This is a genomic window from Vogesella sp. AC12 (assembly GCF_024437575.1).
GTDB classification, from domain to species: Bacteria; Pseudomonadota; Gammaproteobacteria; order Burkholderiales; family Chromobacteriaceae; genus Vogesella; species Vogesella indigofera.
In genome coordinates, this window is the sequence record NZ_JANFNU010000001.1 from 642,125 (window position 1) to 666,226 (window position 24,102).

Annotated in this window: 29 protein-coding genes; 15 read left to right on the forward strand and 14 right to left on the reverse strand. The window is 60.8% G+C overall.

The window, feature by feature from the left end; translation table 11 throughout:
* Positions 1-33: 33 nt before the first annotated feature.
* The 3 genes from NOM55_RS03220 to NOM55_RS03230 are packed head-to-tail and all read right to left on the reverse strand — an operon-like array spanning position 34 to position 2,800.
* Positions 34-804: an ABC transporter substrate-binding protein gene (locus tag NOM55_RS03220; protein WP_255907459.1), complete on the reverse strand. Its 771-nt coding sequence runs from the start codon at positions 802-804 to the stop codon at positions 34-36.
* A 41-nt stretch (positions 805-845) separates the two neighbouring features.
* Complete coding sequence (ctlX, locus tag NOM55_RS03225; RefSeq protein ID WP_255907460.1) at positions 846-1,766, reverse strand: citrulline utilization hydrolase CtlX; 921 nt, start codon at positions 1,764-1,766, stop codon at positions 846-848.
* Positions 1,767-1,786: 20 nt separating this feature from the next.
* A complete protein-coding gene (locus NOM55_RS03230; RefSeq protein ID WP_255907461.1) occupies positions 1,787-2,800 on the reverse strand; it encodes an ornithine cyclodeaminase in 1,014 nt (337 codons plus the stop codon).
* Positions 2,801-2,943: 143 nt separating this feature from the next.
* Here NOM55_RS03230 and NOM55_RS03235 point away from each other — a divergent pair, with 143 nt between their 5' ends.
* On the forward strand, positions 2,944-3,372 hold the full coding sequence (locus NOM55_RS03235) for an Lrp/AsnC family transcriptional regulator (protein ID WP_255907462.1): 429 nt from the start codon (positions 2,944-2,946) through the stop codon (positions 3,370-3,372).
* 368 nt (positions 3,373-3,740) lie between these two features.
* Here NOM55_RS03235 and NOM55_RS03240 read toward each other — a convergent pair whose 3' ends face one another.
* The 4 genes from NOM55_RS03240 to NOM55_RS03255 all read right to left on the reverse strand — a co-directional run bounded on the left by NOM55_RS03240 (position 3,741) and on the right by NOM55_RS03255 (position 7,346).
* Positions 3,741-4,310, reverse strand: a complete 570-nt coding sequence (locus tag NOM55_RS03240) for a DUF924 family protein (protein WP_255907463.1) — start codon at positions 4,308-4,310, stop codon at positions 3,741-3,743.
* Between the two features lie 358 nt (positions 4,311-4,668).
* Positions 4,669-5,106, reverse strand: coding sequence for a carboxymuconolactone decarboxylase family protein (locus tag NOM55_RS03245; protein WP_255907464.1), 438 nt, complete (start codon positions 5,104-5,106; stop codon positions 4,669-4,671).
* Positions 5,107-5,165: 59 nt separating this feature from the next.
* Positions 5,166-6,590, reverse strand: a complete 1,425-nt coding sequence (locus NOM55_RS03250) for an MFS transporter (protein ID WP_255907465.1) — start codon at positions 6,588-6,590, stop codon at positions 5,166-5,168.
* A 78-nt stretch (positions 6,591-6,668) separates the two neighbouring features.
* Positions 6,669-7,346: a bifunctional 2-polyprenyl-6-hydroxyphenol methylase/3-demethylubiquinol 3-O-methyltransferase UbiG gene (locus tag NOM55_RS03255; protein ID WP_255907466.1), complete on the reverse strand. Its 678-nt coding sequence runs from the start codon at positions 7,344-7,346 to the stop codon at positions 6,669-6,671.
* 123 nt (positions 7,347-7,469) lie between these two features.
* Between NOM55_RS03255 and NOM55_RS03260 the strand changes: the two genes are divergently transcribed.
* The gene (locus NOM55_RS03260) at positions 7,470-8,360 is read left to right on the forward strand and encodes a LysR family transcriptional regulator (RefSeq protein WP_255907467.1); all 891 of its coding nucleotides are present in this window, start codon (positions 7,470-7,472) and stop codon (positions 8,358-8,360) included.
* A 157-nt stretch (positions 8,361-8,517) separates the two neighbouring features.
* On the opposite strand, the gene NOM55_RS03265 is transcribed toward NOM55_RS03260, so the two are convergent.
* From NOM55_RS03265 to NOM55_RS17415, 3 genes are all read right to left on the reverse strand, one after another.
* Entirely contained in the window at positions 8,518-9,132 is a 615-nt protein-coding gene (locus NOM55_RS03265; RefSeq protein ID WP_255907468.1) for a tyrosine-type recombinase/integrase, read from the reverse strand.
* A gap of 270 nt (positions 9,133-9,402) precedes the next feature.
* The gene (locus NOM55_RS03270; protein WP_255907469.1) at positions 9,403-9,870 is read right to left on the reverse strand and encodes a GyrI-like domain-containing protein; all 468 of its coding nucleotides are present in this window, start codon (positions 9,868-9,870) and stop codon (positions 9,403-9,405) included.
* 3 nt (positions 9,871-9,873) lie between these two features.
* Entirely contained in the window at positions 9,874-10,113 is a 240-nt protein-coding gene (locus NOM55_RS17415) for a helix-turn-helix domain-containing protein (RefSeq protein WP_370687858.1), read from the reverse strand.
* Between NOM55_RS17415 and NOM55_RS03275 the strand changes: the two genes are divergently transcribed.
* Positions 10,062-10,217, forward strand: a complete 156-nt coding sequence (locus NOM55_RS03275) for a hypothetical protein (protein WP_255907470.1) — start codon at positions 10,062-10,064, stop codon at positions 10,215-10,217. The genes NOM55_RS17415 and NOM55_RS03275 overlap by 52 nt on opposite strands.
* Before the next feature lie 344 nt (positions 10,218-10,561).
* Here the strand turns inward: NOM55_RS03275 and ycaC are convergent, their stop codons facing one another.
* Positions 10,562-11,188: an isochorismate family cysteine hydrolase YcaC gene (ycaC, locus tag NOM55_RS03280; protein ID WP_047967504.1), complete on the reverse strand. Its 627-nt coding sequence runs from the start codon at positions 11,186-11,188 to the stop codon at positions 10,562-10,564.
* Positions 11,189-11,260: 72 nt separating this feature from the next.
* On the reverse strand, positions 11,261-12,130 hold the full coding sequence (locus tag NOM55_RS03285; RefSeq protein WP_255907471.1) for a pirin family protein: 870 nt from the start codon (positions 12,128-12,130) through the stop codon (positions 11,261-11,263).
* Positions 12,131-12,225: 95 nt separating this feature from the next.
* Here NOM55_RS03285 and NOM55_RS03290 point away from each other — a divergent pair, with 95 nt between their 5' ends.
* From NOM55_RS03290 to cueR, 4 genes are all read left to right on the forward strand, one after another.
* On the forward strand, positions 12,226-13,119 hold the full coding sequence (locus NOM55_RS03290) for a LysR substrate-binding domain-containing protein (RefSeq protein WP_255907472.1): 894 nt from the start codon (positions 12,226-12,228) through the stop codon (positions 13,117-13,119).
* Between the two features lie 167 nt (positions 13,120-13,286).
* Positions 13,287-13,484, forward strand: coding sequence for a heavy-metal-associated domain-containing protein (locus tag NOM55_RS03295; protein ID WP_255907473.1), 198 nt, complete (start codon positions 13,287-13,289; stop codon positions 13,482-13,484).
* Positions 13,485-13,637: 153 nt separating this feature from the next.
* The gene (locus NOM55_RS03300; RefSeq protein WP_255907474.1) at positions 13,638-16,028 is read left to right on the forward strand and encodes a heavy metal translocating P-type ATPase; all 2,391 of its coding nucleotides are present in this window, start codon (positions 13,638-13,640) and stop codon (positions 16,026-16,028) included.
* A gap of 63 nt (positions 16,029-16,091) precedes the next feature.
* Positions 16,092-16,535, forward strand: a complete 444-nt coding sequence (cueR, locus tag NOM55_RS03305) for a Cu(I)-responsive transcriptional regulator (RefSeq protein ID WP_255907475.1) — start codon at positions 16,092-16,094, stop codon at positions 16,533-16,535.
* Here cueR and NOM55_RS03310 read toward each other — a convergent pair.
* Positions 16,514-17,899 carry a heavy metal sensor histidine kinase gene (locus NOM55_RS03310; RefSeq protein ID WP_255907476.1) on the reverse strand — a complete coding sequence of 462 codons (1,386 nt, stop codon included), beginning with the start codon at positions 17,897-17,899 and terminating at the stop codon, positions 16,514-16,516. The two genes, cueR and NOM55_RS03310, sit on opposite strands and share 22 nt — an antisense overlap.
* Complete coding sequence (locus NOM55_RS03315) at positions 17,896-18,582, reverse strand: heavy metal response regulator transcription factor (RefSeq protein WP_255907478.1); 687 nt, start codon at positions 18,580-18,582, stop codon at positions 17,896-17,898. Before NOM55_RS03315 ends, NOM55_RS03310 begins: the two co-directional genes overlap by 4 nt.
* A 206-nt stretch (positions 18,583-18,788) precedes the next feature.
* Here NOM55_RS03315 and NOM55_RS03320 point away from each other — a divergent pair, with 206 nt between their 5' ends.
* From NOM55_RS03320 to NOM55_RS03355, 8 genes are all read left to right on the forward strand, one after another.
* Positions 18,789-19,859 carry a hypothetical protein gene (locus NOM55_RS03320; RefSeq protein WP_255907480.1) on the forward strand — a complete coding sequence of 357 codons (1,071 nt, stop codon included), beginning with the start codon at positions 18,789-18,791 and terminating at the stop codon, positions 19,857-19,859.
* 11 nt (positions 19,860-19,870) lie between these two features.
* A complete protein-coding gene (locus NOM55_RS03325) occupies positions 19,871-21,268 on the forward strand; it encodes a multicopper oxidase family protein (protein ID WP_255907481.1) in 1,398 nt (465 codons plus the stop codon).
* Positions 21,269-21,296: 28 nt separating this feature from the next.
* Entirely contained in the window at positions 21,297-21,773 is a 477-nt protein-coding gene (locus tag NOM55_RS03330; RefSeq protein ID WP_255907482.1) for a cupredoxin family protein, read from the forward strand.
* A 72-nt stretch (positions 21,774-21,845) separates the two neighbouring features.
* Positions 21,846-22,166 carry a copper-binding protein gene (locus NOM55_RS03335; protein WP_255907483.1) on the forward strand — a complete coding sequence of 107 codons (321 nt, stop codon included), beginning with the start codon at positions 21,846-21,848 and terminating at the stop codon, positions 22,164-22,166.
* Between the two features lie 59 nt (positions 22,167-22,225).
* Positions 22,226-22,717, forward strand: a complete 492-nt coding sequence (locus tag NOM55_RS03340) for a cytochrome c (protein ID WP_255907484.1) — start codon at positions 22,226-22,228, stop codon at positions 22,715-22,717.
* A gap of 90 nt (positions 22,718-22,807) precedes the next feature.
* Entirely contained in the window at positions 22,808-23,224 is a 417-nt protein-coding gene (locus NOM55_RS03345; protein WP_255907485.1) for a hypothetical protein, read from the forward strand.
* 101 nt (positions 23,225-23,325) lie between these two features.
* Positions 23,326-23,712, forward strand: a complete 387-nt coding sequence (locus tag NOM55_RS03350; RefSeq protein WP_255907486.1) for a hypothetical protein — start codon at positions 23,326-23,328, stop codon at positions 23,710-23,712.
* A gap of 81 nt (positions 23,713-23,793) precedes the next feature.
* Positions 23,794-24,102 (forward strand): DUF5676 family membrane protein, encoded by a 309-nt coding sequence (locus tag NOM55_RS03355; RefSeq protein ID WP_255907487.1) that lies wholly within the window; start codon positions 23,794-23,796, stop codon positions 24,100-24,102.

The following is a 24,102-nucleotide window of genomic DNA, read 5'->3' on the forward strand; positions in this document are numbered from 1 at the left end:
CAACTAACCTTGTTGCCTGGGAGTAAACGGGTGTCAGTTGTTGTAAATGTCGAAGGAGAAGTACTTGCCGGCGATCTTCTGGTAGCCACCGTCCTTCAGCATCTCCGCCAGTGCGCGGTTGATGTCCTTGCGCAGCGCCTCATCCTCCTGGCGCAGGCCGATGCCGGCGCCGATACCGAAGATCTCCGGGTCCTTCAGCGTGGCGCCGGCGAATTCGAAATTGGCGCCCTTGCTGCTCTTCAGCAGGCCGTATTCCGCCTCCACCGCGTCCTGCAGGCTGGCCTGGATGCGGCCGGAGGTCAGGTCCTGGTACACCTGTTCCTGGTTCTGGTAGGCGACGACGTTGACGCCGGCCGCCTCCCAGCGTTTCTTGGCGTAGCTCTCCTGCACCGTGCCCTGCTGCACGCCGACGCGCAGCCCCTTCAGCGCCGCGGCGGTCGGCTGCAGCTTGCTGCCCTTGCGCGCCACCATCCGCGTCGGTGAGTTGTAGATCTTGTCGCTGAACGCGATCTGTTTCTTGCGCGCCTCGGTGATGTTCATCGAGGCGAGGATGGCGTCGAACTTGCGTGCCTTCAGCGCCGGGATCAGGCCGTCGAAGTCGTTCTCCACCCACACGCACTTCGCCTGCAGCCGGCGGCAGATCTCGTTGCCGAGGTCGATGTCGAAGCCGGCGATGCCGGTGGCGGTCTTGTACTCGAACGGCGCGTAGGCGGGGCTGGTGCCGAAGCGGATCACGTCACCGGGCTTGGCCACGACGCTGCCGGCGGCGCAGGCCACGGCGAGGGCAAACAGTGCTTTTTTCATTTCTCTTTTCTCCTGGGACAGGCTGGCCTGAAGTGGCCGGCTTATTGCTTTTGCGGAAGGAAGTTCTCGGCCACCATGCAGCGCGCGCCGCCGCCGCCGAGGTTCTCGATGGTGTCCAGCGGCGCATGCGCCACCGTGCCGTTTGCGGCCAACGTTGCCTGTTGCTGTGGGGTGAATGCCTGCCAGGCGCGCGACGACATCGCGAACACCGCGTTGCCGGCGCCGTCGGCCAGCTCGATCACGTTGCCGCAGAAGTTTTCCATCTGCGTGTAGTCGATCTCGATGATCTGCTTGCCGTGGCGCTGCAGCTGATCGTTCACCCGCTGGCGGGCGCTGGCCGGCTGGATCGATTCCAGACACACCACCGCCAGCTTGCTGCCGACCGCCATCATCACGTTGGTGTGGTAGATGGCGGCGCCGCCACGGTCGACGGCGTCGAACACCAGAGCCTGGTAGTCCAGCTGCATCAGCAACGCGGTCAGCACCTCGGGGTGGCTGCGCGAGGACAGGCAGACATAGGCGAGGCGATTGGCGTGGTCGAACACCATCGAACCGGTGCCCTCCAGAAATTTGCCCTCTACCTCGAACGTGCTGAGGTCGCTCAGCGTGCCGACCTGGTACTGCGCGCGGATGCGCTCGATCACGCTGTCGCGGCGTTCGCGGCGGCGGTTGGGCGCCTCCATCGGATACAGGAACACGCGGCCGTCGGGGTGCATGCTGATCCAGTTGTTGGGGAAGATGGAGTCTGGGGTGTTGCCCTGCTGTTCGTCGTCGATCACCAGCACGTTGACACCGGCGGCGCGCAATGCCGCTACATAGCCGTCAAACTCCGCCCGCGCGCTGTCCTGTGCCGCCGCGTCGTCCTGGCCCGGCTTTTGGAAGCGGTTCGACTCGCTGGTTTCCGGATTGGAAAAGAAGTTGGCGGGGCGCACCATGACAATGTTGTGAGTGGTCTGTTTCATCTCGCTACTCGCAGTCGTAATCAGGCAATAAGGGAATAAAGATTTTTCGGATTAATCGGCGCCGGAATCAGATTAATGGTCTTGCCAATATTAAGAATGGTGGCTTTATCCAGCACATAACGCAGTGCCGAAAAATCTTCTAGTGCAAAACCGACCGAATCAAATACCGTAATATCGCTATCCTGTTCGCGGCCTGGTTTATCGCCGTTTAATACCTGCCAGAATTCGGTGACCGGGAAATCGGCTGCCATTTGCTGAATATCGCCCTCGATGCGCGTCTGCGGTTCGAATTCGACGAATACCTTGGCCATTTCCAGAATGCCGGCATGGAGCTCGGTTTTGCCGGGGCAGTCGCCACCGACGGCGTTGAGGTGCACGCCGGGGCGCACCATGTCCGGGGTCAGGATGGTGGCGTAGTTCTTGTCGGCGGTGACGGTGGTGATGATGTCCGCGTCGCGGCAGGCGTCGGCGGCCGACACTGCCGGCAGGATGCGGATGCCGGGGTAGCCGGCGAGGTTGTCTTGCAGCTTGCGGGTGGCGGCGGCATCGATGTCGTAGACGTAGAAGTCGCGCAGGTTCAGCACCTTGTGGAAGGCGAGGATCTGGAATTCGCTCTGCGCGCCGTTGCCGATCACCGCCATGCTACGGGCGTCCTTGCGCGCCAGCTTGCTGGCGAACAGCGCCGAGGTGGCGGCGGTGCGCAGCGCGGTGGTGATGGTAAGCTCGCTGAGCAGCAGCGGATAACCGGTGCCGACTTCGGCCAGTGCGCCGAACGCCATCACCGTCAGCATATTGTCCTTGGTGTTTTTCGGATGACCGTTGACATATTTGAAACCATAATATTGCGCATCCGAGGTCGGCATTAATTCGATGACGCCTTCTTCCGAATGATTGGCAACGCGGGCGCATTTCTCGAACTCTTCCCAGCGGCTATAATCTGATTCAATATATCTGGCCAATTCGGCAATAAAATCGGCGGTGCCGATTTCCTGAACGAGTTTGCGGATATCCTGGGTGTCGATGTAGCGGGTCATGGGCGTTACCTTTCTGGTAATTTGTCTGGTGCGGTTTATTTCTGATTTGCCGTTATTTTCTACTTTGTATTTGCCAATAAGAAGTTGACAATCTGTCACTTTTTCGGTGAATTTTTTTCAAATTGATAGATTTGGGTAGCGTTATGTCAATTAGTGATACAGATCGCCAGCTGATCGCGCTGTTGCGCGACAATGCGCGTATGTCAGTGACCGATCTGGCGCAGCGGCTGCGGGTATCGCGCGCCACGGTGCAGAACCGTATCGACAAGCTGGAACAGTCTGGGGTGATCATCGGCTACACCGTGCGGCTGAAGCCGGAGGCGGAGGGACATCGCATCCGCGCGTGGATGAATATCGCGGTGGAGGGCAACAAGGCGCAGGTAGTGCTGCAGGCGCTGCGTGGCGAGCCGCATGTCTACGCGCTGCACTCAACCAACGGCCGCTGGGACATCGTCACCGAGCTGCGCGCCGACACGCTGGAGCAGTTCGATCGCGTGCTGGGCCGCATCCGGCTGATACCCGGCATTGCCGCCACCGAAACTAGCATCCTGTTATCCACGCACAAGGTTTGAGCACAACGCCAGGGATAAAGCATGACAAAGAAGTAGCTGCCAAACCTACGGCGGCTTTGGCCGAACTACGGGCAGATCATTGGGTAAAACTGCTATTAAATTTCTGATGAAAAATGGCTGCTCACTTCTCAGTGAGCAGCCATTCAGGAGCCTGGAAATCTATGAACGATTTACAAGGGAAAATTAGTGGCCCTCTTAAGTGGAGCTAAGAGGGGTCGGAAAAGGTCAAGCCTTCAGGGATGGCATCAATACCTGAATCAACTGACCACCTTCTGGCGTGCCCCAACTTCCTGCAAGTTCTGCAATCAACTGGTTGGTGCTGGTCAGTGTGACGCCGGCACGCTCCATTCTACGCAGGTGGCTGGGTGCTATTTCTTCCCGAAGATATTTTCACCAGACCCGAGAAATTGCTCTTCCTCAGGCGTAGAAACTCGCTGCAACGATTCATTGCGATGCGGGAAACGCCCAAAGCGCTCGACCATCAAGGCATGGCCCTTCGCAAAGCCGAGAATGGCCTCCGCCTCATTTCTCAGTGCCGTAAATTTCTCGATACTGAGTGCCTGAAGCTTCCTGTCCTCGGCGTGCATCAACGGCATGTAGAAAAAATGCCGCTCCGCTGAAGTCAGGGCGGCATCCATCCCGCTTTCAATCCCTTCGATGCACAGTTGCTGAGCTTTGACGTCCTGCGCGAAGGACTGAGCCGTATCCCGAAAAACATGCCGGGAGAACTGGTCAAGCAGGATGATCAGCGCGAGGCGACCACGGGGCGTTGCCGCCCACTCATCGCACCCATTCCGAATGGCCGTACCAAGAAGCGGAGCAAAGCGGTGGGTGACGAGCTCATCAAGTTCGGCCCCGCCGCGAAACCATTGGCGCGGGGTTAGCTCCCTGAACCAAAAATCCAGGACCTCGGTGCTTTGATGATTCAGGTTTTCCATATTTGCTCCTCGGCAATCGCTTAGGCGGGCAGTGCCTGACTCAGCGCCAAGTAGTCAGTGTAGCCGTGTGAGTCTCCACCGAAGTAGGTGTTCCGGCGACGTCCACCCCATCTTGAGCAGCACCTAGCTTTAGAGCCCAATCTATCGTTAATAACAGGTTGTCGGCCAAAGTGGTCCTTCGCAAGCAGGAGAAACGGTGACTGCTTTTGCATTAGAAACAGCCGCTAAAGCATCTAAAAAACTAGTGGCGATTCACTAGAGCAGGAGATGGGTGCCTCTCATTTTGAAGCAGCCATCTTGACCCCGGCCATTACACAGCAATTACCTGCTAACCAAGATCGGAGTCATGAGCGGGCAACTAGGTCGGTAGTTTACGGAATGCAATCGCAAAGCGATTCCAGGTGTTGATGGTGGTGACCAATAGTGTCAGGTCTACCAGTTCAGCTTCTTCGAACTGTTGTCTTGTTTTCTCCCAGAGTTCATCCGGTACATGGCTGTCTGCAACCAAGGTGAGGGCCTCGGTCCAGGCAAAGGCAGCCTGCTCCCTGTCGCTGTAGACATCCGCTTCACGCCATACCGGTAGCAGTGCCAGGCGACGATCGGTTTCTCCTGCTTTTCTGGCGTCAGCGGTGTGTACATCGATGCAGTAGGCACAACCATTGAGTTGCGAGGCGCGTAGGCGCACCAGTTCGATCAGGCTTTTCTCCAGCCCGCTGCCGGAGATTTGCGGTTCCAGACCAACCAGTGCGTTCATGGCCTTGGGGTTGGCTTTGAAAAAGTTAAGACGAGCTTGCATTGCGATTCCTTTCAGGGCGGATGTGCCAGTGAACTGGCGGAATAAGCGAGAGGCCGCTTTTAGGATGGCGACACGGTTTGTATCTGCGGGGCGCGGCTGCGCACCCCCACCAGCAGGGCCAGTACGATCAGGACGGCTGCCACGGCAAAGGTGATGTGCATGCCGCTGGCAGTAGCCTGTGTATTACCCGCTGCTAACGTTGCTGCCTTGCTTGCCGCGACGAATACGGCACCCATGACGGCGGTGCCGGTAATCAAACCCAGGTTGCGCGCCAGATTGAGCAGTCCGGATACGAGGCCTCGCTGTTCGGGGGGCATCCCGGTCATTACCTGGGTATTGTTGGCGGCCTGGAATAATGCATAGCCAGCGGTGGTGATACTGATGGCCAGTACGTAGCCCGGTACGCCTGCGGTGACGGGCTGCAGCGCCAGCCCGGTGCTGCCGGCCAGCATCAGCATCAAACCCAGCAATGTCATGGAGCGTGGGCCATAGCGATCAACCAGGTGACCAGCTGGTACGCCGCTGAAGGCAGCTACCAGTGGGCCAGCCGTCATCACCAGCCCCAACTGGGCAGTGGAAAGCCCCAGTGCATACGTCAGATAGAACGGGCCTACCACCAGGCTAGCCATCACCACCGAGGTCACCAGTGCGCTCATCACCAGGCCAGCGCCCAAGACTGGCCGCTCCAGCAGCGACAATTTGATCAGTGGTGCGCTCGCCCGTTTCTGACTGATGACGAACAATGCGGCGGTAAGCAGGGTCAGTCCCAGCAAGGCACTATTGAGCAGTCCCCAATTGCCACGCCCGAGAGTCATGGCCAACGCGTAGGCGGCCAGGGTGATGCCCAGCAACATGGTGCCGGTATAGTCGTAGCTGGGGCGTGCTGTCGGCCTTGGTTTGGTAACAGCGGGAAGATTGCGTTGCAACAGCAACAGAGCCGCGATGCCAAGCGGTACATTGGCCGCAAATACCGCTTGCCAGCACAAGCTACCGATAAGCAGTCCACCCAGCGATGGCCCCATGGCGGTGCCAATGGCGGAGGCGGTACCGAGCAGGCCCATTGCGCGGCCGGTTCTTTCCTTGGGTACGATATCAGCGACATAGGCCATGCTTAATGCCATCATCAGCGCTGCACCGAGACCCTGTAGCGCACGGGTAGCGATCAACACGGGCAGCGAGGGATAGGTGCTCAGCAGCGACGCAAGCGTGAACAACGCGACCCCGCCTAGCAGCAGCGGGCGGCGGCCGAACATGTCTCCCAGTCTGCCGGCGCTGACGATCAGAGTGGTAATGGCCAGCAAGTAGGACAGTACGACCCATTGCACCTGCTGGAACGAGGCCGAAAACACGTCCATCAGGGTTGGCAATGCCACATTGGCGATGCTGGTGCCCAACGACGATAGCAGCATGGTCAGTGACAGGCTCAGCAGCGCTTGGCGCTCGCCGGGGATGGCCGCCGGCACGGATTGGTCAGAGGTGTGCATGATGGCTCCTTTGGATCAGGTGTAATGGTAGGTGCCGGTTTGCGGCCAACGTTGGCCGCAAACTGGTGCCTGACCAACTTAGATGCGCTTGGCACGTACGAGGCAGTCGATGGCGTGCCGTGTGCCATCGACGGTGATCACCGGGCGCTGCAGTTGTTCGGCCCGCTCGATCAGCAGTTCAGGCGCCAGTAGGGTGACGACCTGCTCCGCGCTATAGAGCACTTCGGCATGTCGTGGCCCGCCGTAACCATGTGTCAGGTTCAGCGTGTGGTGGGCAATCAGCAGCAGGGTGCCTCCCGGCGCCACGGCTCGTGCTGCGCGCTGGATGATGGGGGCCAGCTCATCCCACGGCAGTTGCAGGTAGATCAGGGTGACCAGATCAAAACCCTGTTCAGTGGGGATGAAGTCATTGAGATCCGCAGCTAGCAAACGGATACGCTCTGCCACCCCGTTCGATTGCGCCAGACGCCAGCCCTTCTGCAGTGCCTGCTGAGCAAAATCGACAGCCTCTACGGACCACCCCTGGCTGGCTAACCAGACGGCATTGCGGCACTCGCCCGCCGCCATGTCGAGTGCTCGGCCCGGCGTCAGTTCCTCGGCATGTTGCTGCAGAAAACAGTTGGGGTTGACGCTCCAGATGAATTCATCGGTGGCATAGCGCTGATTCCAGTCTTCCGCCTGCATGCGCCAGGGTTCACTAGGCGTGATAATGCGCTGCGGGCTGTCCGGTACTTGGCTGTCATGTCGGGTGTTCATATCGTTGGCTCCTGAAGTAGGTATTCAGTAGCTTATGCCCAGTGATAGCATGGCGGAAGACGCACGATTTGCACTTAATACATGCATGAAACGCAATGATTGATGCCGTTTCAGGGAAGCCACATGAACACACCGGATTTGAATCTGCTGCTTACGCTAGACGTTTTGCTCAGCGAGGGCAGTGTTGCCCTGGCAGCCCGTCGCCTGGGCCTGAGTCCGTCGGCGATGAGCCGTGCTTTGCAGCGACTGCGTGACAGTACCGGCGATCCGCTGCTGGTGCGCTCGGGCCGCGGCATGGTGCCGACACCACGCGCGGTGGAATTGCGCGAGCAGGTGGGCGAGTTGGTGCAGCAAGTGCTGCAGGTGCTGAGCCCCAGTCCCTCGCTTGACCCAAGCAAGGTGAACCGCACCTTTACCCTGCTGTGTAGTGACGGCTTTGTAGAAAACTTCGGGCCGAGCCTGCTGACGAAAGTCGGCAGAGAGGCACCTGGCATTCGCCTGAGCTTCCTGTCCAAGGTCAGGCGTGACGGTAGCTACCTACGGGATGGCACCGCCGATCTGGAAACGGGCGTGATAGGTAAAGGCACGGCGCAGGAGCTGCACACCCGCGCACTGTTCCGTGATCATTTCGTGGGCGTGGTTCGCCAGGGACACCCGCTGCTGGAGGGCGACATCACGCTAGCGCGCTATGCCAACTGCGGGCATGTGGCCGACTCGCGGCACGGCATTGGCAATGACCCCGTAGACGTTGCATTGAACGCATTGGGTATGCAGCGCCATATTGTGACTTCGGTGGCTGGCTTTGCCTCAGCACTGGCATTGGCCCGCAATACCGAGCTGGTGGCGACCGTTCCGGAGTGCCATACACGCTATTTACGCAGCGATATGGTCACTTTTCCATTGCCGGTAGCCATAGCGGAAATCACCCTATCCATGCTGTGGCATCCTAGACTCGACGCCGACCCAGCACATAAGTGGCTACGTTCGATAGTTCGTGAAGTTTGTCTGGAATAAACTGAATCGTAGCGCGATTAATAGATACTTTTATGGCTGCTTCCAACTTGAAAGCAGCCATCTTTTATCTGGCATGCAGGACTGCTATGGCCGAAAAGCTCGGTGGCGGTACTGGATAGCCGCCACCCTGGTTGAAAAGTGTCGTCGTAACGGCTGCCTAAATTTCGATCTGCTCTGAAATTTCCAAAGCATCATCGACTTCGATCCCGAGATACCGCACCGTGCTTTCTAACTTGGTATGACCAAGCAAGATTTGCACCGCACGCAGGTTCTTTGTCTTCTTGTAGATCAATGTTGCTTTGGTACGCCGCAACGAGTGAGTACCGTAGATTGATGAGTCCAGCCCGGCGGTTTCGACCCACATGTGCACAATCCGTGCATATTGACGTGTCGATAAATGTGGAGAAGCCTCCAGCCGGCTAGGGAAGAGATATTGATCACTGCGCAAATGTGCTTTCTCTAGCCACGCTGCAACTGCCAATCTGGTCGGCTCTGTCAGCTCAAACTGTACCGGGCGCTGTGTCTTGCGTTGGACAACAATGGCACGGGGTAGAATCTGGCTTCCATGGGTAACATCACGCACTCGTAAGCAGACCAAGTCACAACCACGTAGTTTGCTGTCGATTGCCAAATTGAACATGGCCAGGTCTCGTACCGCGTGCTTATTCTGGAGGTGGATCCGGATCGCCCAGATGTCTTTGGGCTTTAGCGGTGGCTTTTGGCCAATCAGCTTGCCTTTGTTCCATGCCTCACGTTTTGGTGTTGTGTCCATGACAGACTCCTTTTCAGTGGAAAGGAGTCTGATTATTGGTGGCTACGCAATACGGCGAGGAGGAAGCTGCGGATCGGCCTTTGCCGCCGTTCGATCAGTGAGGCATTTCAGTCAGTAATGTATCGCTTAGCGGTCCGTGGCCAGTGAGTCGTACTGAGCGACCTTTCTGAAAGTATTCATACGGGTCGCTCAGAGACTTTCAACAGGACATCTTAGCCATGGCAGCCCTGTTGTCCGATTCCATCATAGCTTCGGAAAACGTTTTATCCGTTATTTCAATGGCAAGTAGATATCCGTTACCAGCTCATTCTCCGGCGTTTCCGGCATCAAGTTCAGGTAATGGAAATAGAGCGGAAAGTCGCGCAATTCTTCGCCGCTTTCGGGCAGCCAATTCCGATAGAGCGGGTAGATGCTCTCGCCAATCCGGGTGTGGGAGCCGTGATGCCGCACCCGGGCGCAACGACCGCCGGGTATGGTCTTCAACACCACCCCCTGGGGGTTGGACGGGACCTCGGCTGTCACCTCGCCACAGATGTCGAAGCGGAATTGTGCGGGCTCGGTGGTATCCGGGTTGTCGTAGGCGATGCCGAAGCTACGGCGGCTCTGTCTGGGTGAAAGGCCGATTTCCTTGCGCCAAGCAATGAATTGGGCAACAGAGTCGTTGACCCTCTGGGTGGAACCGCGATGTTCTAGCGCGGCGACACGGGTAGTTTCGAAATTGACGATCTCGACCTGCACGGATTAATTCCTTTCTTGTACTCGGAACCGGTAGCGCTCGTGCCAAGACTCCCAGTCCGGTTGCCTCCTGAATTGGGAGAGCGACTGGCTGAAGGTGTACCTGAAAGCGCGGCTAAACGATTCCGGGTTCTCGAAACCGGCTTCCAGGGCGATGTGGATGATCTTGGCGCCACGGTCGAAGGCGAGCTGTTGTGAAGCAGCAGGACGTATCGAGCTACGCTGGTGCCGATGTAGTCGGCGAATTGCCGGTGAAAATGGAACTTGGAGAAGTTGGCGACCCGGCTAAGTCGTTCCACGGTCAGCGCTTCGCCCAGGTGTGCCTCGATATAGTCGAGTACCTTGCCTAATCGTGCCGCGTACGCCGTTATCCGAAGTTCGTTCATCTGTCTTCCTCTGTCCATGGGAAGCTCTATGCGTGATACGACTCGCAAAATCCTGACTACGATTGCTCAGTGTATCGACCACGCCCAGAAACCATCAGCCAACTGTGACCGTCTGCAATCGGTTGCTCAACTTTCCCAAGCGGCAGTCTGGTCTGTTCCCTGTGATCACTAACTTAAGGCGTCTGGACTGCCCAGATTCGTACAGCACAATCAGATCAACGCGCTCCAGTAAGTGTAAGGCGCAACCAAACTAGGGCTAGCGTGAGAATACGTTCTAGCCCCGGCCACGGGTTGCTACCAGCCTCGCCTTATCTGGCCGCGGTCAGCGTGGTGTAGCTGGTAATCAGATTGCGGTAATCCGGAATGTGGTTGGAAAACAGCGCACCCAGGCCTTCCACATCATTGCGCCAATCGCGATGCAGCTCGCACGCCACGCCAAACCAGGTCATCAACTGGGCACCGGCACCCGCCATACGCTCCCAGGCAGCATGGCGGGTGATTTCGTTGAAGGTCCCGGAGGCATCAGTGACGATAAATACCTCGAAGCCCTCGGCCAGCGCCGACAACGCCGGGAATGCCACGCACACCTCAGTAACCACACCGGCGATGATGAGCTGCTTCTTGCCAGTAGCCTTCACCGCCTTCACGAAATCCTCGTTGTCCCAAGCATTGATCTGTCCTGGGCGGGCGATGTAGGGGGCCTCCGGGAACTGCTCTTTCAGCTCCGGCACCAACGGGCCGTTCGGTCCGCTTTCGAAACTGGTAGTCAGGATGGTGGGTAGATTGAAGTACTTGGCCAGATCGCCCAGTGCCAGCACATTGTTCTTGAACTTGTCCGGATCGATATCGCGCACAAGCGACAACAGGCCGGCTTGGTGATCCACCAGCAGTACGGCAGCATTGTTCTTATCAAGACGGGTATAGGGGGTAGTCATCACATGCTCCTTTAGCTAACAAAATGCACCGGCTGCTGCCAGCACACGGGGTAAACACGCTAGGCAACAGTTTCAGCTTGGTCCAGCAATCTGGCCGAACACGCCTAGGTGCAAGTCCAGGAAGGCCTGCCGGATTTCTTCATCGCTGTTCATCACGAAGGGACCGTTGCCGGCAATCGGTTCATTCAACGGTTCGCCACTCAGCAGCAGCAGGCTGCTGTCAGCATCTGCCTCGATCTGCACATCGTCGCCATTCGGTCCGAGCAGCGCCCATTGCCCGTCTCCGACGACACTGCCGCCCAAGCGCACCGCACCTCGCAGCACGACAATGGCGGCGCTGCGGCCGTTGTGCAGCGGCAAGCTGGCCTGCCTGTTCTTGCGCAGGCTCACATCCCATACATCCACCGCGCTGAAAGTGCGTGCCGGCCCGGCATGACCAGCGAACCCGCCGGCGATCAGTCGCACGCTGCCAGCCTCCTGCGGTAGGGGTAGCGTTGGAATGTCCTGATTCAGGATAGTCTGGTAAGCCGGGGGTACCATCTTGTGGCGGGCGGGCAGATTCACCCACAGCTGCACCATTTCCAGCGTGCCACCACCCTGCGTGAAGGCCGCCGAGTGGAACTCCTCATGCAGGATGCCAGCCCCTGCCGTCATCCACTGCACATCACCCGGCCCGATCAAGCCGCCACCGCCGACGGAGTCGCGATGCTCCAGTTCACCCTGGTAGACGATGGTCACCGTCTCGAAGCCGCGGTGCGGATGCTGCCCCACGCCCCGGCGTCGTTCGGATGGCGAAAACACTGCCGGTCCGGCCAGGTCGAGCAACAAGAACGGGCTGAGGTGCTGCCCCAGTGATTGATAGGAAAACAGGGTACGCACCGGGAAGCCATCACCCACCCAGTGGGTCTGCGGTGCACTGTAGATACCAAGTACGGGTTTCATGCCCTACCTCCTGACTGTTTTTTTCAGCTTATCGGCACAACAAACAGTCCGGTAGAGCCGTAAAATGCCGACATTGTTCTACCAAAGGAACGACTATGGATGACCTGAACGACCTCTATTACTTTGTGAAAGTGGTAGAGCACGGCGGCTTCTCCCCTGCAGGGCGTGCCTTGCAGATGCCGAAATCCAAGCTGAGCCGGCGCATCTCGGCGCTGGAGGAGAAATACGGCGTAAGGCTGCTGCAGCGCTCTACTCGGCACTTCTCGGTAACGGAAACGGGGAAGGAGTTTTACCAGCATTGTGTAGCGGTGCTGGTAGAGGCGGAGGCAGCACGCGAAGTCATGCTGCGCCAGCACGCTGAACCGCAGGGCATTGTGCGCATGAGCTGTCCGACCGCTCTGCTGGAATATCGCATAAGCGAGCTGGTCTGCCGCTTCATGGCGGCACACCCCAAAGTGCAGATTCACCTGGAAGCAAGTAACCGCCGCGTGGATCTGCTGGGCGAAAGACTGGACATCGCGCTGAGGGTGCGCTTCCCGCCACTGGATAACAGCGACCTGGTGATGCGGGTACTGGCGGAAAGCCCGCAGCGGCTGGTGGCCTGCCCTGGCTTTCTCCTGGAACGAGAGCTACCGAAGCATCCCGCCGACCTTGCCGGGCTGCCCAGCCTGGACTGGGGGCCGCCGCGCGATCATGTCTGGCACTTGCAGGGGCCCGAGGGGCAGGAGGCCCGGATCAGGCACCAGCCGCGCTACATCACTGACGACATGACCGCCCTGCGACAGGCAGCGCTATCCGGTGTCGGTATGGTGCAGCTGCCCTGCATGGTAGTGGAAGAGGATCTGCGGCAGGGCACGCTGGTGGACATCATGCCGGGCTGGGCGCCCAGCGGCGGCATCATTCATGCCGTGTTCCCGTCACGACGCGGGCAGCTGCCGGCGGTGCGCCTGCTGATCGACTACCTAGCGCAACACATCAGAAAAGACTGATAGCCGGCCCCGGCTCCCGGGCAGTTCAGTTCAATCAACCAGTCACGCATGTAGCCCCCGTTTGTGTCAGCAACAAATCCGGACATGGCCTATTGACCTTGCCATCGTGGCAAGCTCCAGACTGCATGTACGGCCAAGGTTGGCCGCATCATTGCGAAGGACATGCCATGTATACCCTGCAAGTAGACAATATCGGTTGCGGCAGCTGTGTCGCCAAGATCAACCAGGCGCTGAAGGATCTGGATAACCAGGCATCGGTGGATATCGACCGCACCAGTGGCCGCGCCAGTATCCGTACCGACGAAGCGCTGCAGACCGTCTGCGAGCTGCTGACCGAGATGGGCTATCCGGCCCGGCCGGCGTAAGCGCTCCCGCCCCCGCATGCCCCTGCCTCCACAGGGGCATGTTGCTTTTTGAGCGCTGCCGCCATTGATTCGATTTTCCAAAAATAGGACTTGACCTTCCCATGATGGGAAGGCCGATGCTGAATTCACAACCCCGATAAAGGAGTCAGTATCATGTCCCATCCTACTTCTGTCGCTGCCAGCCAGACCCTGCGCTTTCCCGTGCTGGGCATGACTTGCGCCAGCTGCGTTTCCCGCGTGGAGAATGCCCTGCACCAAGTGCCGGGCATTCAGGCGGCCAGCGTCAACCTTGCCACCGAGTCCGTTACCCTGCATACCGAGCCACATTTCGAGCTGGCGGCGGCCCATGCCGCCATCGCGCGCGCCGGCTATCAGGCTGGCAGTGACACGGTGCAGCTGGAAATCCGCGGCATGACCTGCGCCAGCTGCGTCAGCCGGGTGGAAAAAGCCCTGCTGGCCGTTCCCGGCGTCACTGCCGCCAGTGTCAACCTCGCCACGGAAACCGCCCGCGTCAGCTGGCCGGCAGGTGGCGACAAGGCGCTGCTGCTGGCGGCGGTAGCCAAAGCCGGCTACCAGGCAACCATCAGCGAGAATGCCGCCTCCGCGCCAGCTCACCATGCGACACCATGGTGGCCGGTGGCGGTAGCGGCCCTGTTGTCTCTGCCGCTGGTGCTGCCGATGCTGGGCGAGCTGTTCGGCGAGCACTGGATGCTGCCGGCCTGGCTGCAGTTTGTGCTGGCGACCCCGGTGCAATTCTGGCTGGGCGCGCGCTTCTATCGCGCCGGCTGGAAGGCGCTGCAGGCGCGCAGCGGCAATATGGACTTGCTGGTAGCCATCGGCACCAGCGCGGCCTACGGACTGTCGCTGTACCAGTGGTGGCTGCATGCCGACCATGGCGGCGGGCATCTGTATTTCGAGGCGTCGGCGGTGGTCATCACCCTGGTGCTGCTGGGAAAATGGCTGGAAGCGCGCGCCAAGCAGCAAACCACGGCGGCGATTCGTGCATTGCAGGCACTGCGTCCGGCCACGGCCCGGGTGCGCCGGCATGGCGTGGACCTGGACCTGCCGCTGGCGCAGGTGCTGCTGGGCGACCTGGTGGTGGTACGTCCGGGTGAGCGGGTGGCGGTGGATGGCGTGATCGTCGAGGGGCGCAGCCAGCTGGATGAATCCATGCTCACCGGCGAGAGCCTGCCGGTCAGCAAGCAGGCCGGCGATAGCGTGACCGGCGGTGCCATCAACCACGACGGCCTGCTGCTGGTGGAAACCCGTGCGCTGGGTGAGGACAGCACCCTGGCCCGCATCATCCGCATGGTGGAGGATGCCCAGGCCGGCAAGGCGCCGGTGCAGCGGCTGGTGGACCGGGTGAGCGCGGTGTTCGTGCCGGTGGTGCTGCTGATCGCCGTGCTGACGCTGGTCGGCTGGTGGTGGTTCAGCGGCGATATCGAGCAGGCGATTCTCAATGCCGTTGCCGTGCTGGTGATTGCCTGTCCCTGTGCGCTGGGTCTGGCCACGCCGACAGCCATCATGGCCGGTACTGGCGTGGCCGCCCGGCACGGCATCCTGATCAAGGACGCCGAGGCGCTGGAGCTGGCACATAGCGTACAGGTCGTCGCCTTCGACAAGACCGGCACCCTGACCGAGGGCAAGCCCAAGCTGATGCATACCGTTGCGGCCAGCGGTGACAAACAGTGCCTGCTGCAGCTGGCTGCCAGCCTGCAGCAAGGCAGCGAGCACCCGCTGGCCAAGGCCGTGCTGCAGGCACTGCCGGAGGCACCCGCCAGCAAGGTGGCGCAGTTGCAGGCGCTGCCGGGGCGCGGACTGCGCGGGCAGGTAGATGGCGTGGAATATCTGCTCGGCAATCAGCGGCTGATGCAGGAGCACGGCATCAGCCTGTCGTCGATGCACAGCTTCCAGCAGGAGGAGGAGCTGCTGGGCCGTACCGTGTCCTGGCTGGCCCGTGCCGGCGACGGCAAGCTGCTGGGCATGCTGTCGTTTGGCGACAGCATCAAGCCGGCAGCCGCCGCCGCCATCAGCCAGTTGCGCGCACTGGGTATCCGCAGCGTGATGATCTCCGGCGACAACCGGGCGGCAGCCCGCCAGGTGGCGGACGCATTGAGCATCGACGAGGTGATTGCCGAGGTATTGCCGGGCGACAAGGCCGGCCATATCGCCCGCCTGCGCCAGGATGGCAGTCGCGTCGCCATGGTGGGCGACGGAGTCAACGATGCGCCGGCGCTGGCGGCGGCCGATGTCGGCATGGCCATGGGCACCGGTACCGATGTGGCCATGCAGGCGGCGGGGGTAACGCTGATGCGTGGCGACCCCACGCTGGTGGCGCAGGCGGTTGCCATCTCCCGTCTGACCTACGGCAAGATCCGGCAGAACCTGTTCTGGGCATTTATCTTTAACCTAGTAGGCATTCCGCTGGCGGCGCTGGGCATGCTCAGCCCCATCGTCGCCGGGGCCGCCATGGCGCTGTCCAGCGTCAGCGTGGTATCCAATGCGCTGCTACTGCGTCGCTGGCGGCCGGCCAAGCAGCATTAAACCAAGGCGGGCCGCATGGCCCGCCTGTGTCATACCCTTGGTCATAAAAAAGAGGAGCGAAGCATGAATATCGGCCAGGCCGCTGCTGCCAGCGGCGTTTCCGCCAAGATGGTCCGCCACTACGAAAGCATCGGCCTGATTGCGCCGGGGCAGCGTACCCAGTCCGGTTACCGCCAGTACAGCGAGCGCGAGGTGCACCTGCTGCGTTTCATCCGCCAGGCACGCAACCTGGGCTTTCCGCTGGAGCAGATACGCGTGCTGCTGTCGCTATGGCAGGACACCGGCCGCGCCAGCGGCGATGTCAAAAGGTTGGCCGCAAGCCATATTACCGAGCTGGATGAACGCATCCGGGCGCTCAGCGACATGCGCAATACCCTGCAGACCTTGGCCGATGCCTGCTCCGGCGACAGTCGGCCGGATTGCCCCATCCTGCAGGGGCTGGCCGAGGGGCATGGCGGGCAGTGTGCTCACCATGCGGATACGGCTCACCCCGCAACCGGCGACTGAGCGGGAAACCACAGCGTGAAGCAGGTGCTGTTGTCGGTCGAGGTAACGCTGACGCGGCCACCGTGCACTTCTGCAATCGAGCGGGTGATGGCCAGCCCCAGCCCGGCGCCATCGGATTCACCGGCCACGCGGGCAGGATCGGCGCGGAAGAAGCGGTCGAACAGCCGTGGCAGTTGCTCCGGTGGTATGCCGCTGCCGGCATTGCACACCCGTACCGTGCTGCCATCATCCTGCTGCGCGATGTCGATGGTCACCACGCTGCCGGCCGGGGCATGACGCAGCGCATTGGAGAGCAGGTTGCTCAGCGCACGGCGCAGCATCAGCCGATCTCCCAGCAACTGGCCGCTGCCGCTTTGCTGCAGACGGATGGCTTTTTCTTCCGCCAGCGCATCGTAGAACTCCAGCAGCGCAGCTACTTCGTCCTCGATGGCAATCCGCTCCCGGCTGGGTAGCACCAGTCCGTGCTCGGCCTTGGCCAGGAACAGCATATCCGACACCGTGCGCGCCAGTCGCTGAAACTCCTCGGCATTGGAGGCCAGAATGTCGCGGTATTCGTCGGCGCTGCGCGGCTGGGCAATGGCGACCTGGGTCTCGGTGAGCAGGTTGCTGATCGGGGTGCGCAACTCATGTGCGAGGTCGGAGGAAAACTCCGACAGCTTGCGAAAATCCTCCTGCAGCCTGCGCAGCATGGCGTTCAGCGATTCGGCCAGGTCGGCCATTTCCGGCGGTACCGACGCCACCGGCATCTGGGTATCCAGTTGCTGTCCGGTAATGGCTTGCGCCCTGGCCTTCATGGCGCGCAGCGGCGCCAGACCGTTGTGCGCCACCCACCAGGCCAGCACGCCGCCCAGCAGTGCCGACAGCAGGATGTAGACCGCCAGTGACCGGCCTATCATCTGCATGAAATGCTCATGCCGTCCGGTGTCGATCGCTGCACAGATGGTCAGCTCGGTGCGACCACCGTCGGCCAGTCTGCCGCTACTACACATGCCATGATAGTTGGCGTTGCCGTACTGCCAGCTCACCATCTGCCGGTTCGCGGCCGCATCGACGGCGGGGAAGTGGAACGCCGCCGGGGATTGGGAGGCATACACCGGGTAGCCCAGCCGCTGCAATTGCACGTACAGGTCGCGGTGGTTGTGTACCACGTCGTCCAGCCGGTCGGCCAGCGTGGCGATATCGGGCGAAGTGCTCATCACCTCGCGGATCAGCCCCAGCTTGTCGCGCAGGTCGTCGGCATCCTGCTCGGCAAAGTGGCGGTCCATCATCACGCCGACCAGCACGCCCAGCCCGGTCAGCAGTAGCACGGAAACCAGCGCGTAGAGCAGGGTCAGTCGTGCCGTCAGGGAAAGGCGCTGCCTCATGCGTCCGGCTCCGGTACTTCCAGCACGTAGCCCATGCCGCGCACGGTGTGGATCAGCCGCGGCTCGAAGCCGTCATCCACTTTTGCCCGCAGCCGGCGCACAGCTACGTCGATCACATTGGTATCGCTGTCGAAATTCATGTCCCACACCTGCGAGGCAATCAGGCTGCGCGGCAATACCTCGCCATGGCGGCGCATCAGTAGCTCCAGCAGGCCGAATTCCTTGGCGGTGAGGGTGATGCGCTTACCATCGCGGCTGACGCGGCGGCGCAGCAGGTCCAGCTCCAGGCCGGCGATCTGCAGGGTGGTGGCCTCTACCGTGCCACGGCCACGGCGCAGGATGGTGCGCACCCGCGCCAGCAGCTCGGCAAAGGAAAACGGCTTTACCAAGTAGTCGTCCGCGCCCAGCTCCAGCCCCTTGACCCGGTCTTCCACCTGGTCGCGGGCGGTCAGGAACAGCACCGGCATGGTCTTGTGTCGCAGCCGCAGTTGGGTAAGCACCTGCCAGCCGTTCATGCCCGGCAACATCACGTCCAGAATCAGCAGATCGTGCTCCCCTTCCAGCGCCAGATGCAGCCCTTCCTGGCCGTCATGCGCCAGATCCACGGTAAAGCCCGCCTCCCGCAAGCCCTGGCGCAGGTACTCGCCGGTCTTGATCTCGTCTTCGACAATCAGAATCTTCATCGCCATTTTCCTGTAGCAGTCCTGACAGTTTGCCACTGTCAGCCCATCGATGCGCCAGATGACAGATTTGTAATCTGCTCGTCAGTTTGCTGTTGGACTAAGCCCGCCACACTGCTTGCACCAAAGTCAGAACCTGTATTCCCGCCATGCTGCCAGATTTACCGCGTGTTGGCCGGGAAGGAGACCGGAGCATGAACAAACCAAGAATGCTGCTTGCCGCCTTGCCACTGCTGGTCGGTGTGGCACAGGCACAGCAGCCCCCAGAGAGCGAATGGCGGCAGGCCAACCGGCAGGTCGCCGAGTTTCCGCGCGGCCACGCTGATGTATTGAAGTGGGAGCAGGCGCATCTCGCCGCCGCCACTCCCGATTCTGCCAAACCTGCCACGCTGGTGCTGAGTACGCTTGCCGACGGTGTGCAGCTGGCCTGGCAAGCCCATCCGGAGCTGGCCAAGCCCCTGGCCCAACTGGGCGCGGAGGAGGCTGGCTTGCTGGCCAGCGGCCAGTGGCAGGCCTTGTCCGCCGTCAAGCTGCGCAGGATCGAAGACGCCGCAGAGCTCATCGAAGTCGCGCATGGCACCCGCAAAACGCTGTTGGCCGCGATGGCGCTTGAGCAGGCACTGCCCTACCAGCAGCAAGCGCTACAGGCGGCAGAGGCGGCGGCGGAGCTGGGTGCCCGCATGGCGCGGACCGGCAACTGGAGCAAGCTGCAGGATGCCAGGGAGCAGCTGTTGAAGGTGAGCGCCATGCAGCAGTGGCAGCGTAGTCAATACGCAGCCGATCAAAGTCGGGCCGCGGTGCTGAAAGCCTTGCAGCAGTGGACGCGTCGCCCATCACAGACAGTCAGCCTGCCGCCGGGTCTGCCGGCGCTGCCGACATCCACCCTGTCCGAACAAGCCTTCCAGAACCGTCTGGAGATCATGGCTGCCACGCTCCCCGCGAGCGAACACATCACGATGCGCGCCAATGCCGAGCTGGCCTATAGCGCCTATCGCACGGCTTTCGCCCTCGCCAGCAGCAGCCAGCAAGACATGCTCAAGCTGCGGCAGTTCATCTACGACGAAACCGTGCTGCGCTACAACGGCATGCGGCTGAACACCTGGGATCTGTTGGCCGAATCCCGGGCACTGGCCGAGGCTCGTGTGGAGGCCATCACCGCCGTGCGTGATTTCTGGCTGGCCGAGGCGGACCTGCAGTTGCTGCTGCTGGGCCACGTGCCGGAAAGCTTTGTAACGTTGGCCGCAGGCGGCGGCGACAGCCCTGCCGCGGCGGGTCATTGAAAGGACTATCCATGAGCATCAATCAATCCCGTCGCCAGTTCTTCGCCGGGGCGGCCACCGCCGTGGTCGGCGCCACCGTGGCGCGTTCGGCGCTGGCCGCACTGCCGGAGGCGGTGATCCAGACATCGGTGGAAACCGCGCCGCCGCTGATGCCGGAAAGCGGCCGCCCGTACAACCCGGTGGTCACCCTGAACGGCTGGACCTTGCCTTGGCGCATGAACAACGGCGTCAAGGAGTTCCACCTGGTCGCCGAGCCGGTAGAACGCGAGATGGCGCCGGGCTTTACTGCGCAACTGTGGGGTTACAACGGCCAGAGTCCGGGCCCGACCATCGAAGTGGTGGAAGGCGACCGCGTGCGCATTTTCGTCACCAACAAGCTGCCGGAACATACCAGCATCCACTGGCACGGCCAGCGCCTGCCCAACGGCATGGATGGCGTATCCGGCCTGACCCAGCGCAGCATCAAGCCTGGCAAAACCTTCGTTTACGAGTTCGTGGCACGGCGCCCCGGCACCTTCATGTATCACCCGCATGCCGACGAAATGGTGCAGATGGCGATGGGCATGCATGGCTTCTGGGTGACGCACCCCAAGGGCAAACACCCGCTGATCGACGAGGTGGACCGCGACTTCTGCTTCCTGCTCAACGCCTTCGACGTGGAGCCGGGCAGCAAGACGCCCAAGGTCAATACCATGACCGACTTCAATATCTGGGCGTGGAACAGCCGCATCTTTCCGGGCATCGATTCGCTGAATGTGCGCCTGGGCGACAAGGTGCGTATCCGGGTCGGCAACCTGACCATGACCAACCACCCGATCCATCTGCACGGCCATGAATTCCAGGTCACCGGCACCGATGGCGGGCCGACGCCGAAATCCAGCCGCTGGCATGAGGTCACCACCGACGTGGCGGTCGGCCAGATGCGGCAGCTGGAGTTCATCGCCGACGAGGAGGGCGACTGGGCGATCCACTGCCACAAGAGCCACCACACCATGAACGCCATGGGGCACGATGTGCCGACCATGATCGGCGTCGATCACCGCGGGCTGGTGGGCAAGATCCAGCAGGTGGCACCGGACTACATGCTGATGGGCGAGCGCGGCATGGCCGACATGGGCGAGATGGAGATGCCCATCCCCGACAACACCGCGCCGATGATGACCGGGCAGGGGCCATTCGGCCCGCTGGAAATGGGCGGCATGTTCAGCGTGCTGAAAGTACGCAAGGACCAGCCGGCCGGCAACTACAAGGATCCGGGCTGGTTCCAGCACCCCGCTGGTACCGTTGCCTACGAATACAGCGGCGAACTGCAGACGCCACCGCGGCAACAAGCTGCGCCCAACCCGCAAGCAGCCACCGCAACCACGGTCAAAGCCAAAAAGCCGGGGATACACCCGGAACAGCATTAACCCCACATCACCATCAGGAATGAACTGCATGAAAACCACCCACCGCCTTCTCATTACCACGCTATTGGCCGGTCTGAGCATTGCCCCGGCCATCGCCGCCGGCACCCACGCGGGCAGCCACGGTGAAAGCGCCATTGGCCAGCCGGGCAAGACCGCCAATGTCACCCGCACCATTCAGGTCGACATGTCCGACAACATGCGTTTTTCCGCACCGCTGATCACTGTGAAGCAAGGGGAGACCATCCGCTTCGTGGTGAAAAACCTGGGCAAGGTAAAGCACGAGTTCAGTCTGGGCACCGAGCAGGAACTGCTGGAACACTACGAAGTGATGAAGAAATTCCCGGACATGGAGCACGACGAGCCCAGCAAAGTATCGCTGGCTCCGGGTGCCAAAGGCGAGGTGATCTGGCACTTCAGCAAGGCGGGTACGGTCAACTTCGCCTGCCTGCATCCGGGCCACTACGATGCCGGTATGAAGGGGCAGATCAAGGTGGCAAAAAAATAATGCTGCTTCGTGGCCAGCTTGCTACCGCAGGTTGGCCGCAACACCGTTTTCACACTTCTGGAGCATGACAACATGACTATCCGCGCACTGATTCTTGCCACCACCCTGGGGATGGCTACCCTCAGCCCCCTTGCCCATGCCTCTCAACCGGCTACCGCCAGCAGCATGGCGATGCTGACCGATGGCGAAGTCCGCAAGATCGACCCGGCAGCCGGCAAGATCACCATCAAGCATGGCCCGATCCAGCATATGGACATGCCTGGCATGACCATGGTGTTCACCGCCAGGGACAAGGCGCTGCTGGACAAGGTCAAGGTGGGTGACAGGATCCGCTTCATGGTCAGCCATGAAGACGGCAAGATGCTGGTGACCGAGATTCAGCCCGCCAGCTGATGCGCATGGCCGGGGCGACCCGGCCATGTCTTATTCCCTATGATGCCGACCATACAACCATGCCGTCACTTACCCGCAAGCAAGTCCTCCTCCCAGTCATCACCGTCGCCCTGCTGGCCGCAGGCCTGGGTGCCTACCTGTATACCGGCAGCCGGCCTGCGCCGGCATCGCTCACGCTGCAGCCGGACGATGCCGCCCTGGTGGCGCGTGGCAAACAGGTTTACCTGGCCAATTGCGCCAGCTGCCATGGCGGCAAGCTGGAGGGCCAGCCCAACTGGCGCGAACGCAATGCGCTGGGCATGTTGCCGGCGCCGCCACACAACGAGACCGGGCATACCTGGCACCATCCGGACGAGATGCTGTTTGAGCTGACCAAGTACGGCGTTGCCAAGGTAGCCAATATGCCGGACTACCAGTCGGCCATGCCCATCTATGAGGGCACACTGAGCGATGCCGATATTGTTGCTGCACTGTCGTGGATAAAAAGCCAATGGCCTGGCGAGATACGCGCCCAGCACGATGCGGTAAACCAGCGGGCGCGGAAAAGCTGACCATGCCCGCCAGAAGTGATTGACTGTCATCAAGCCCGGTTGGTGAGCTGCGGTCTATAGTGCTATTAACGTTTATGAGAGCCTGTCATCATGCGCCTCACCCAAACAAGAACCCGGCAACTGTGTCGCCTGTTAGTGGCGACATGGTGTCTGGTGTTTGCGTTTGGCGTGCTGCTTGGTTGTCAGGGGCAAGCGCAGGAAACCACCCATCGCTTTGCCACGCCGGGAACCTTGCAAACCCTGCAACTGACGGCAACTGACCATGCCGGAACTCATGACGAGTCCTCCCTGTGCGAACAAGCCTGCCAGACGCTTTCCGCCCCCATCGCCAAGGGTGACGTCAGCTTTGCGATGCCCTCCCTGCTGTCTGTACTGCTGATTGCCTGGTTCCTGCTGCCGCCATTGCTGCTTCTATCACCTGCCATCGTCACACGTCTGAATTCCCCTGCCACTCCCGGTGGCACACCACCCCGCCCACATCTGCTGTTCCTGCGCTTCAACAATTAGCTCGCTTTGCATTCACACCACTACGACGCCCTGCCTCGTAGCGACTTCACTCGCGCCTGTTGCGCGAAAACCATCCGTTCTCACGTTTAAGGAATCCAATCATGAAAAACCAGAAAACCTGGTCTGCGGCACTGCTGCTACTGGCGCTGGCCACGCCAACCTGGGCCGCACAGCCACCGATGCCAGCAAGCCCTGCCAACATGGAAATGCAGATGCAGAAGATGCGCACCATGCACGACAAGATGATGGCGGCGAAGACGCCACAAGAACGGCAAAAGCTCATGGCTGAGCAGATGCAGTCAATGCAGGAGGGCATGGCCATGATGCAGAGCATGGATAAAGACATGATGGCCAAAGGCATGATGCCGTGTCAGGGCATGGGCGCGGGGGCCGCAGACGCTAAGGTGATGATGGACCAGCGCATGAAGATGATGGACATGATGCAGCAGATGATGGGGCAATCAGGCGGCATGATGCCCATGCAGTAAATCGGGCACCAGCAGGTGGGGCGTGGCACGAATAGCGCGCACGCCCCACGCGCTCACCCGCCCTCTCGCAGGAGTATCCCGATGAAGTCCTCACACTGGCATACCGGTCGCAGCCTCGCGATCACCATGGCAATCAGTTACACCGTTTGCGCCCTGTTGTACCGGCTGTGGCCGGAGCAAGGCGTTGCCTTCCTGAACGCCCTGTTTCACGGACTGGACTTTGGCAGGCTCAAAACACCGACACCATTTAGCCTGGGGGATTTTTTCTTCCCGCTGACGGTGCTGGTGGTGTGGGGTTTTGTCACTGGCACGGTATTCAGCTGGGTGAGCCAGTGTCTGGCGCGCTGCAGTAAGCACCAGGCGCACTGTGCGCCACCGGACAAGGAGTGA

Excerpts from the sequence above, each read along its gene's own strand:
- NOM55_RS03220 (WP_255907459.1), bottom strand. The coding sequence starts at position 804 with ATGAAAAAAGCACTGTTTGCCCTCGCCGTGGCCTGCGCCGCCGGCAGC.
- ctlX (WP_255907460.1), bottom strand. The coding sequence starts at position 1,766 with ATGAAACAGACCACTCACAACATTGTCATGGTGCGCCCCGCCAACTTC.
- NOM55_RS03230 (WP_255907461.1), bottom strand. The coding sequence starts at position 2,800 with ATGACCCGCTACATCGACACCCAGGATATCCGCAAACTCGTTCAGGAA.
- NOM55_RS03235 (WP_255907462.1), top strand. The coding sequence starts at position 2,944 with ATGTCAATTAGTGATACAGATCGCCAGCTGATCGCGCTGTTGCGCGAC.
- NOM55_RS03240 (WP_255907463.1), bottom strand. The coding sequence starts at position 4,310 with ATGGAAAACCTGAATCATCAAAGCACCGAGGTCCTGGATTTTTGGTTC.
- NOM55_RS03245 (WP_255907464.1), bottom strand. The coding sequence starts at position 5,106 with ATGCAAGCTCGTCTTAACTTTTTCAAAGCCAACCCCAAGGCCATGAAC.
- NOM55_RS03250 (WP_255907465.1), bottom strand. The coding sequence starts at position 6,590 with ATGCACACCTCTGACCAATCCGTGCCGGCGGCCATCCCCGGCGAGCGC.
- NOM55_RS03255 (WP_255907466.1), bottom strand. The coding sequence starts at position 7,346 with ATGAACACCCGACATGACAGCCAAGTACCGGACAGCCCGCAGCGCATT.
- NOM55_RS03260 (WP_255907467.1), top strand. The coding sequence starts at position 7,470 with ATGAACACACCGGATTTGAATCTGCTGCTTACGCTAGACGTTTTGCTC.
- NOM55_RS03265 (WP_255907468.1), bottom strand. The coding sequence starts at position 9,132 with ATGGACACAACACCAAAACGTGAGGCATGGAACAAAGGCAAGCTGATT.
- ycaC (WP_047967504.1), bottom strand. The coding sequence starts at position 11,188 with ATGACTACCCCCTATACCCGTCTTGATAAGAACAATGCTGCCGTACTG.
- NOM55_RS03285 (WP_255907471.1), bottom strand. The coding sequence starts at position 12,130 with ATGAAACCCGTACTTGGTATCTACAGTGCACCGCAGACCCACTGGGTG.
- NOM55_RS03290 (WP_255907472.1), top strand. The coding sequence starts at position 12,226 with ATGGATGACCTGAACGACCTCTATTACTTTGTGAAAGTGGTAGAGCAC.
- NOM55_RS03295 (WP_255907473.1), top strand. The coding sequence starts at position 13,287 with ATGTATACCCTGCAAGTAGACAATATCGGTTGCGGCAGCTGTGTCGCC.
- NOM55_RS03300 (WP_255907474.1), top strand. The coding sequence starts at position 13,638 with ATGTCCCATCCTACTTCTGTCGCTGCCAGCCAGACCCTGCGCTTTCCC.
- cueR (WP_255907475.1), top strand. The coding sequence starts at position 16,092 with ATGAATATCGGCCAGGCCGCTGCTGCCAGCGGCGTTTCCGCCAAGATG.
- NOM55_RS03310 (WP_255907476.1), bottom strand. The coding sequence starts at position 17,899 with ATGAGGCAGCGCCTTTCCCTGACGGCACGACTGACCCTGCTCTACGCG.
- NOM55_RS03315 (WP_255907478.1), bottom strand. The coding sequence starts at position 18,582 with ATGAAGATTCTGATTGTCGAAGACGAGATCAAGACCGGCGAGTACCTG.
- NOM55_RS03320 (WP_255907480.1), top strand. The coding sequence starts at position 18,789 with ATGCTGCTTGCCGCCTTGCCACTGCTGGTCGGTGTGGCACAGGCACAG.
- NOM55_RS03325 (WP_255907481.1), top strand. The coding sequence starts at position 19,871 with ATGAGCATCAATCAATCCCGTCGCCAGTTCTTCGCCGGGGCGGCCACC.
- NOM55_RS03330 (WP_255907482.1), top strand. The coding sequence starts at position 21,297 with ATGAAAACCACCCACCGCCTTCTCATTACCACGCTATTGGCCGGTCTG.
- NOM55_RS03335 (WP_255907483.1), top strand. The coding sequence starts at position 21,846 with ATGACTATCCGCGCACTGATTCTTGCCACCACCCTGGGGATGGCTACC.
- NOM55_RS03340 (WP_255907484.1), top strand. The coding sequence starts at position 22,226 with ATGCCGTCACTTACCCGCAAGCAAGTCCTCCTCCCAGTCATCACCGTC.
- NOM55_RS03345 (WP_255907485.1), top strand. The coding sequence starts at position 22,808 with ATGCGCCTCACCCAAACAAGAACCCGGCAACTGTGTCGCCTGTTAGTG.
- NOM55_RS03350 (WP_255907486.1), top strand. The coding sequence starts at position 23,326 with ATGAAAAACCAGAAAACCTGGTCTGCGGCACTGCTGCTACTGGCGCTG.
- NOM55_RS03355 (WP_255907487.1), top strand. The coding sequence starts at position 23,794 with ATGAAGTCCTCACACTGGCATACCGGTCGCAGCCTCGCGATCACCATG.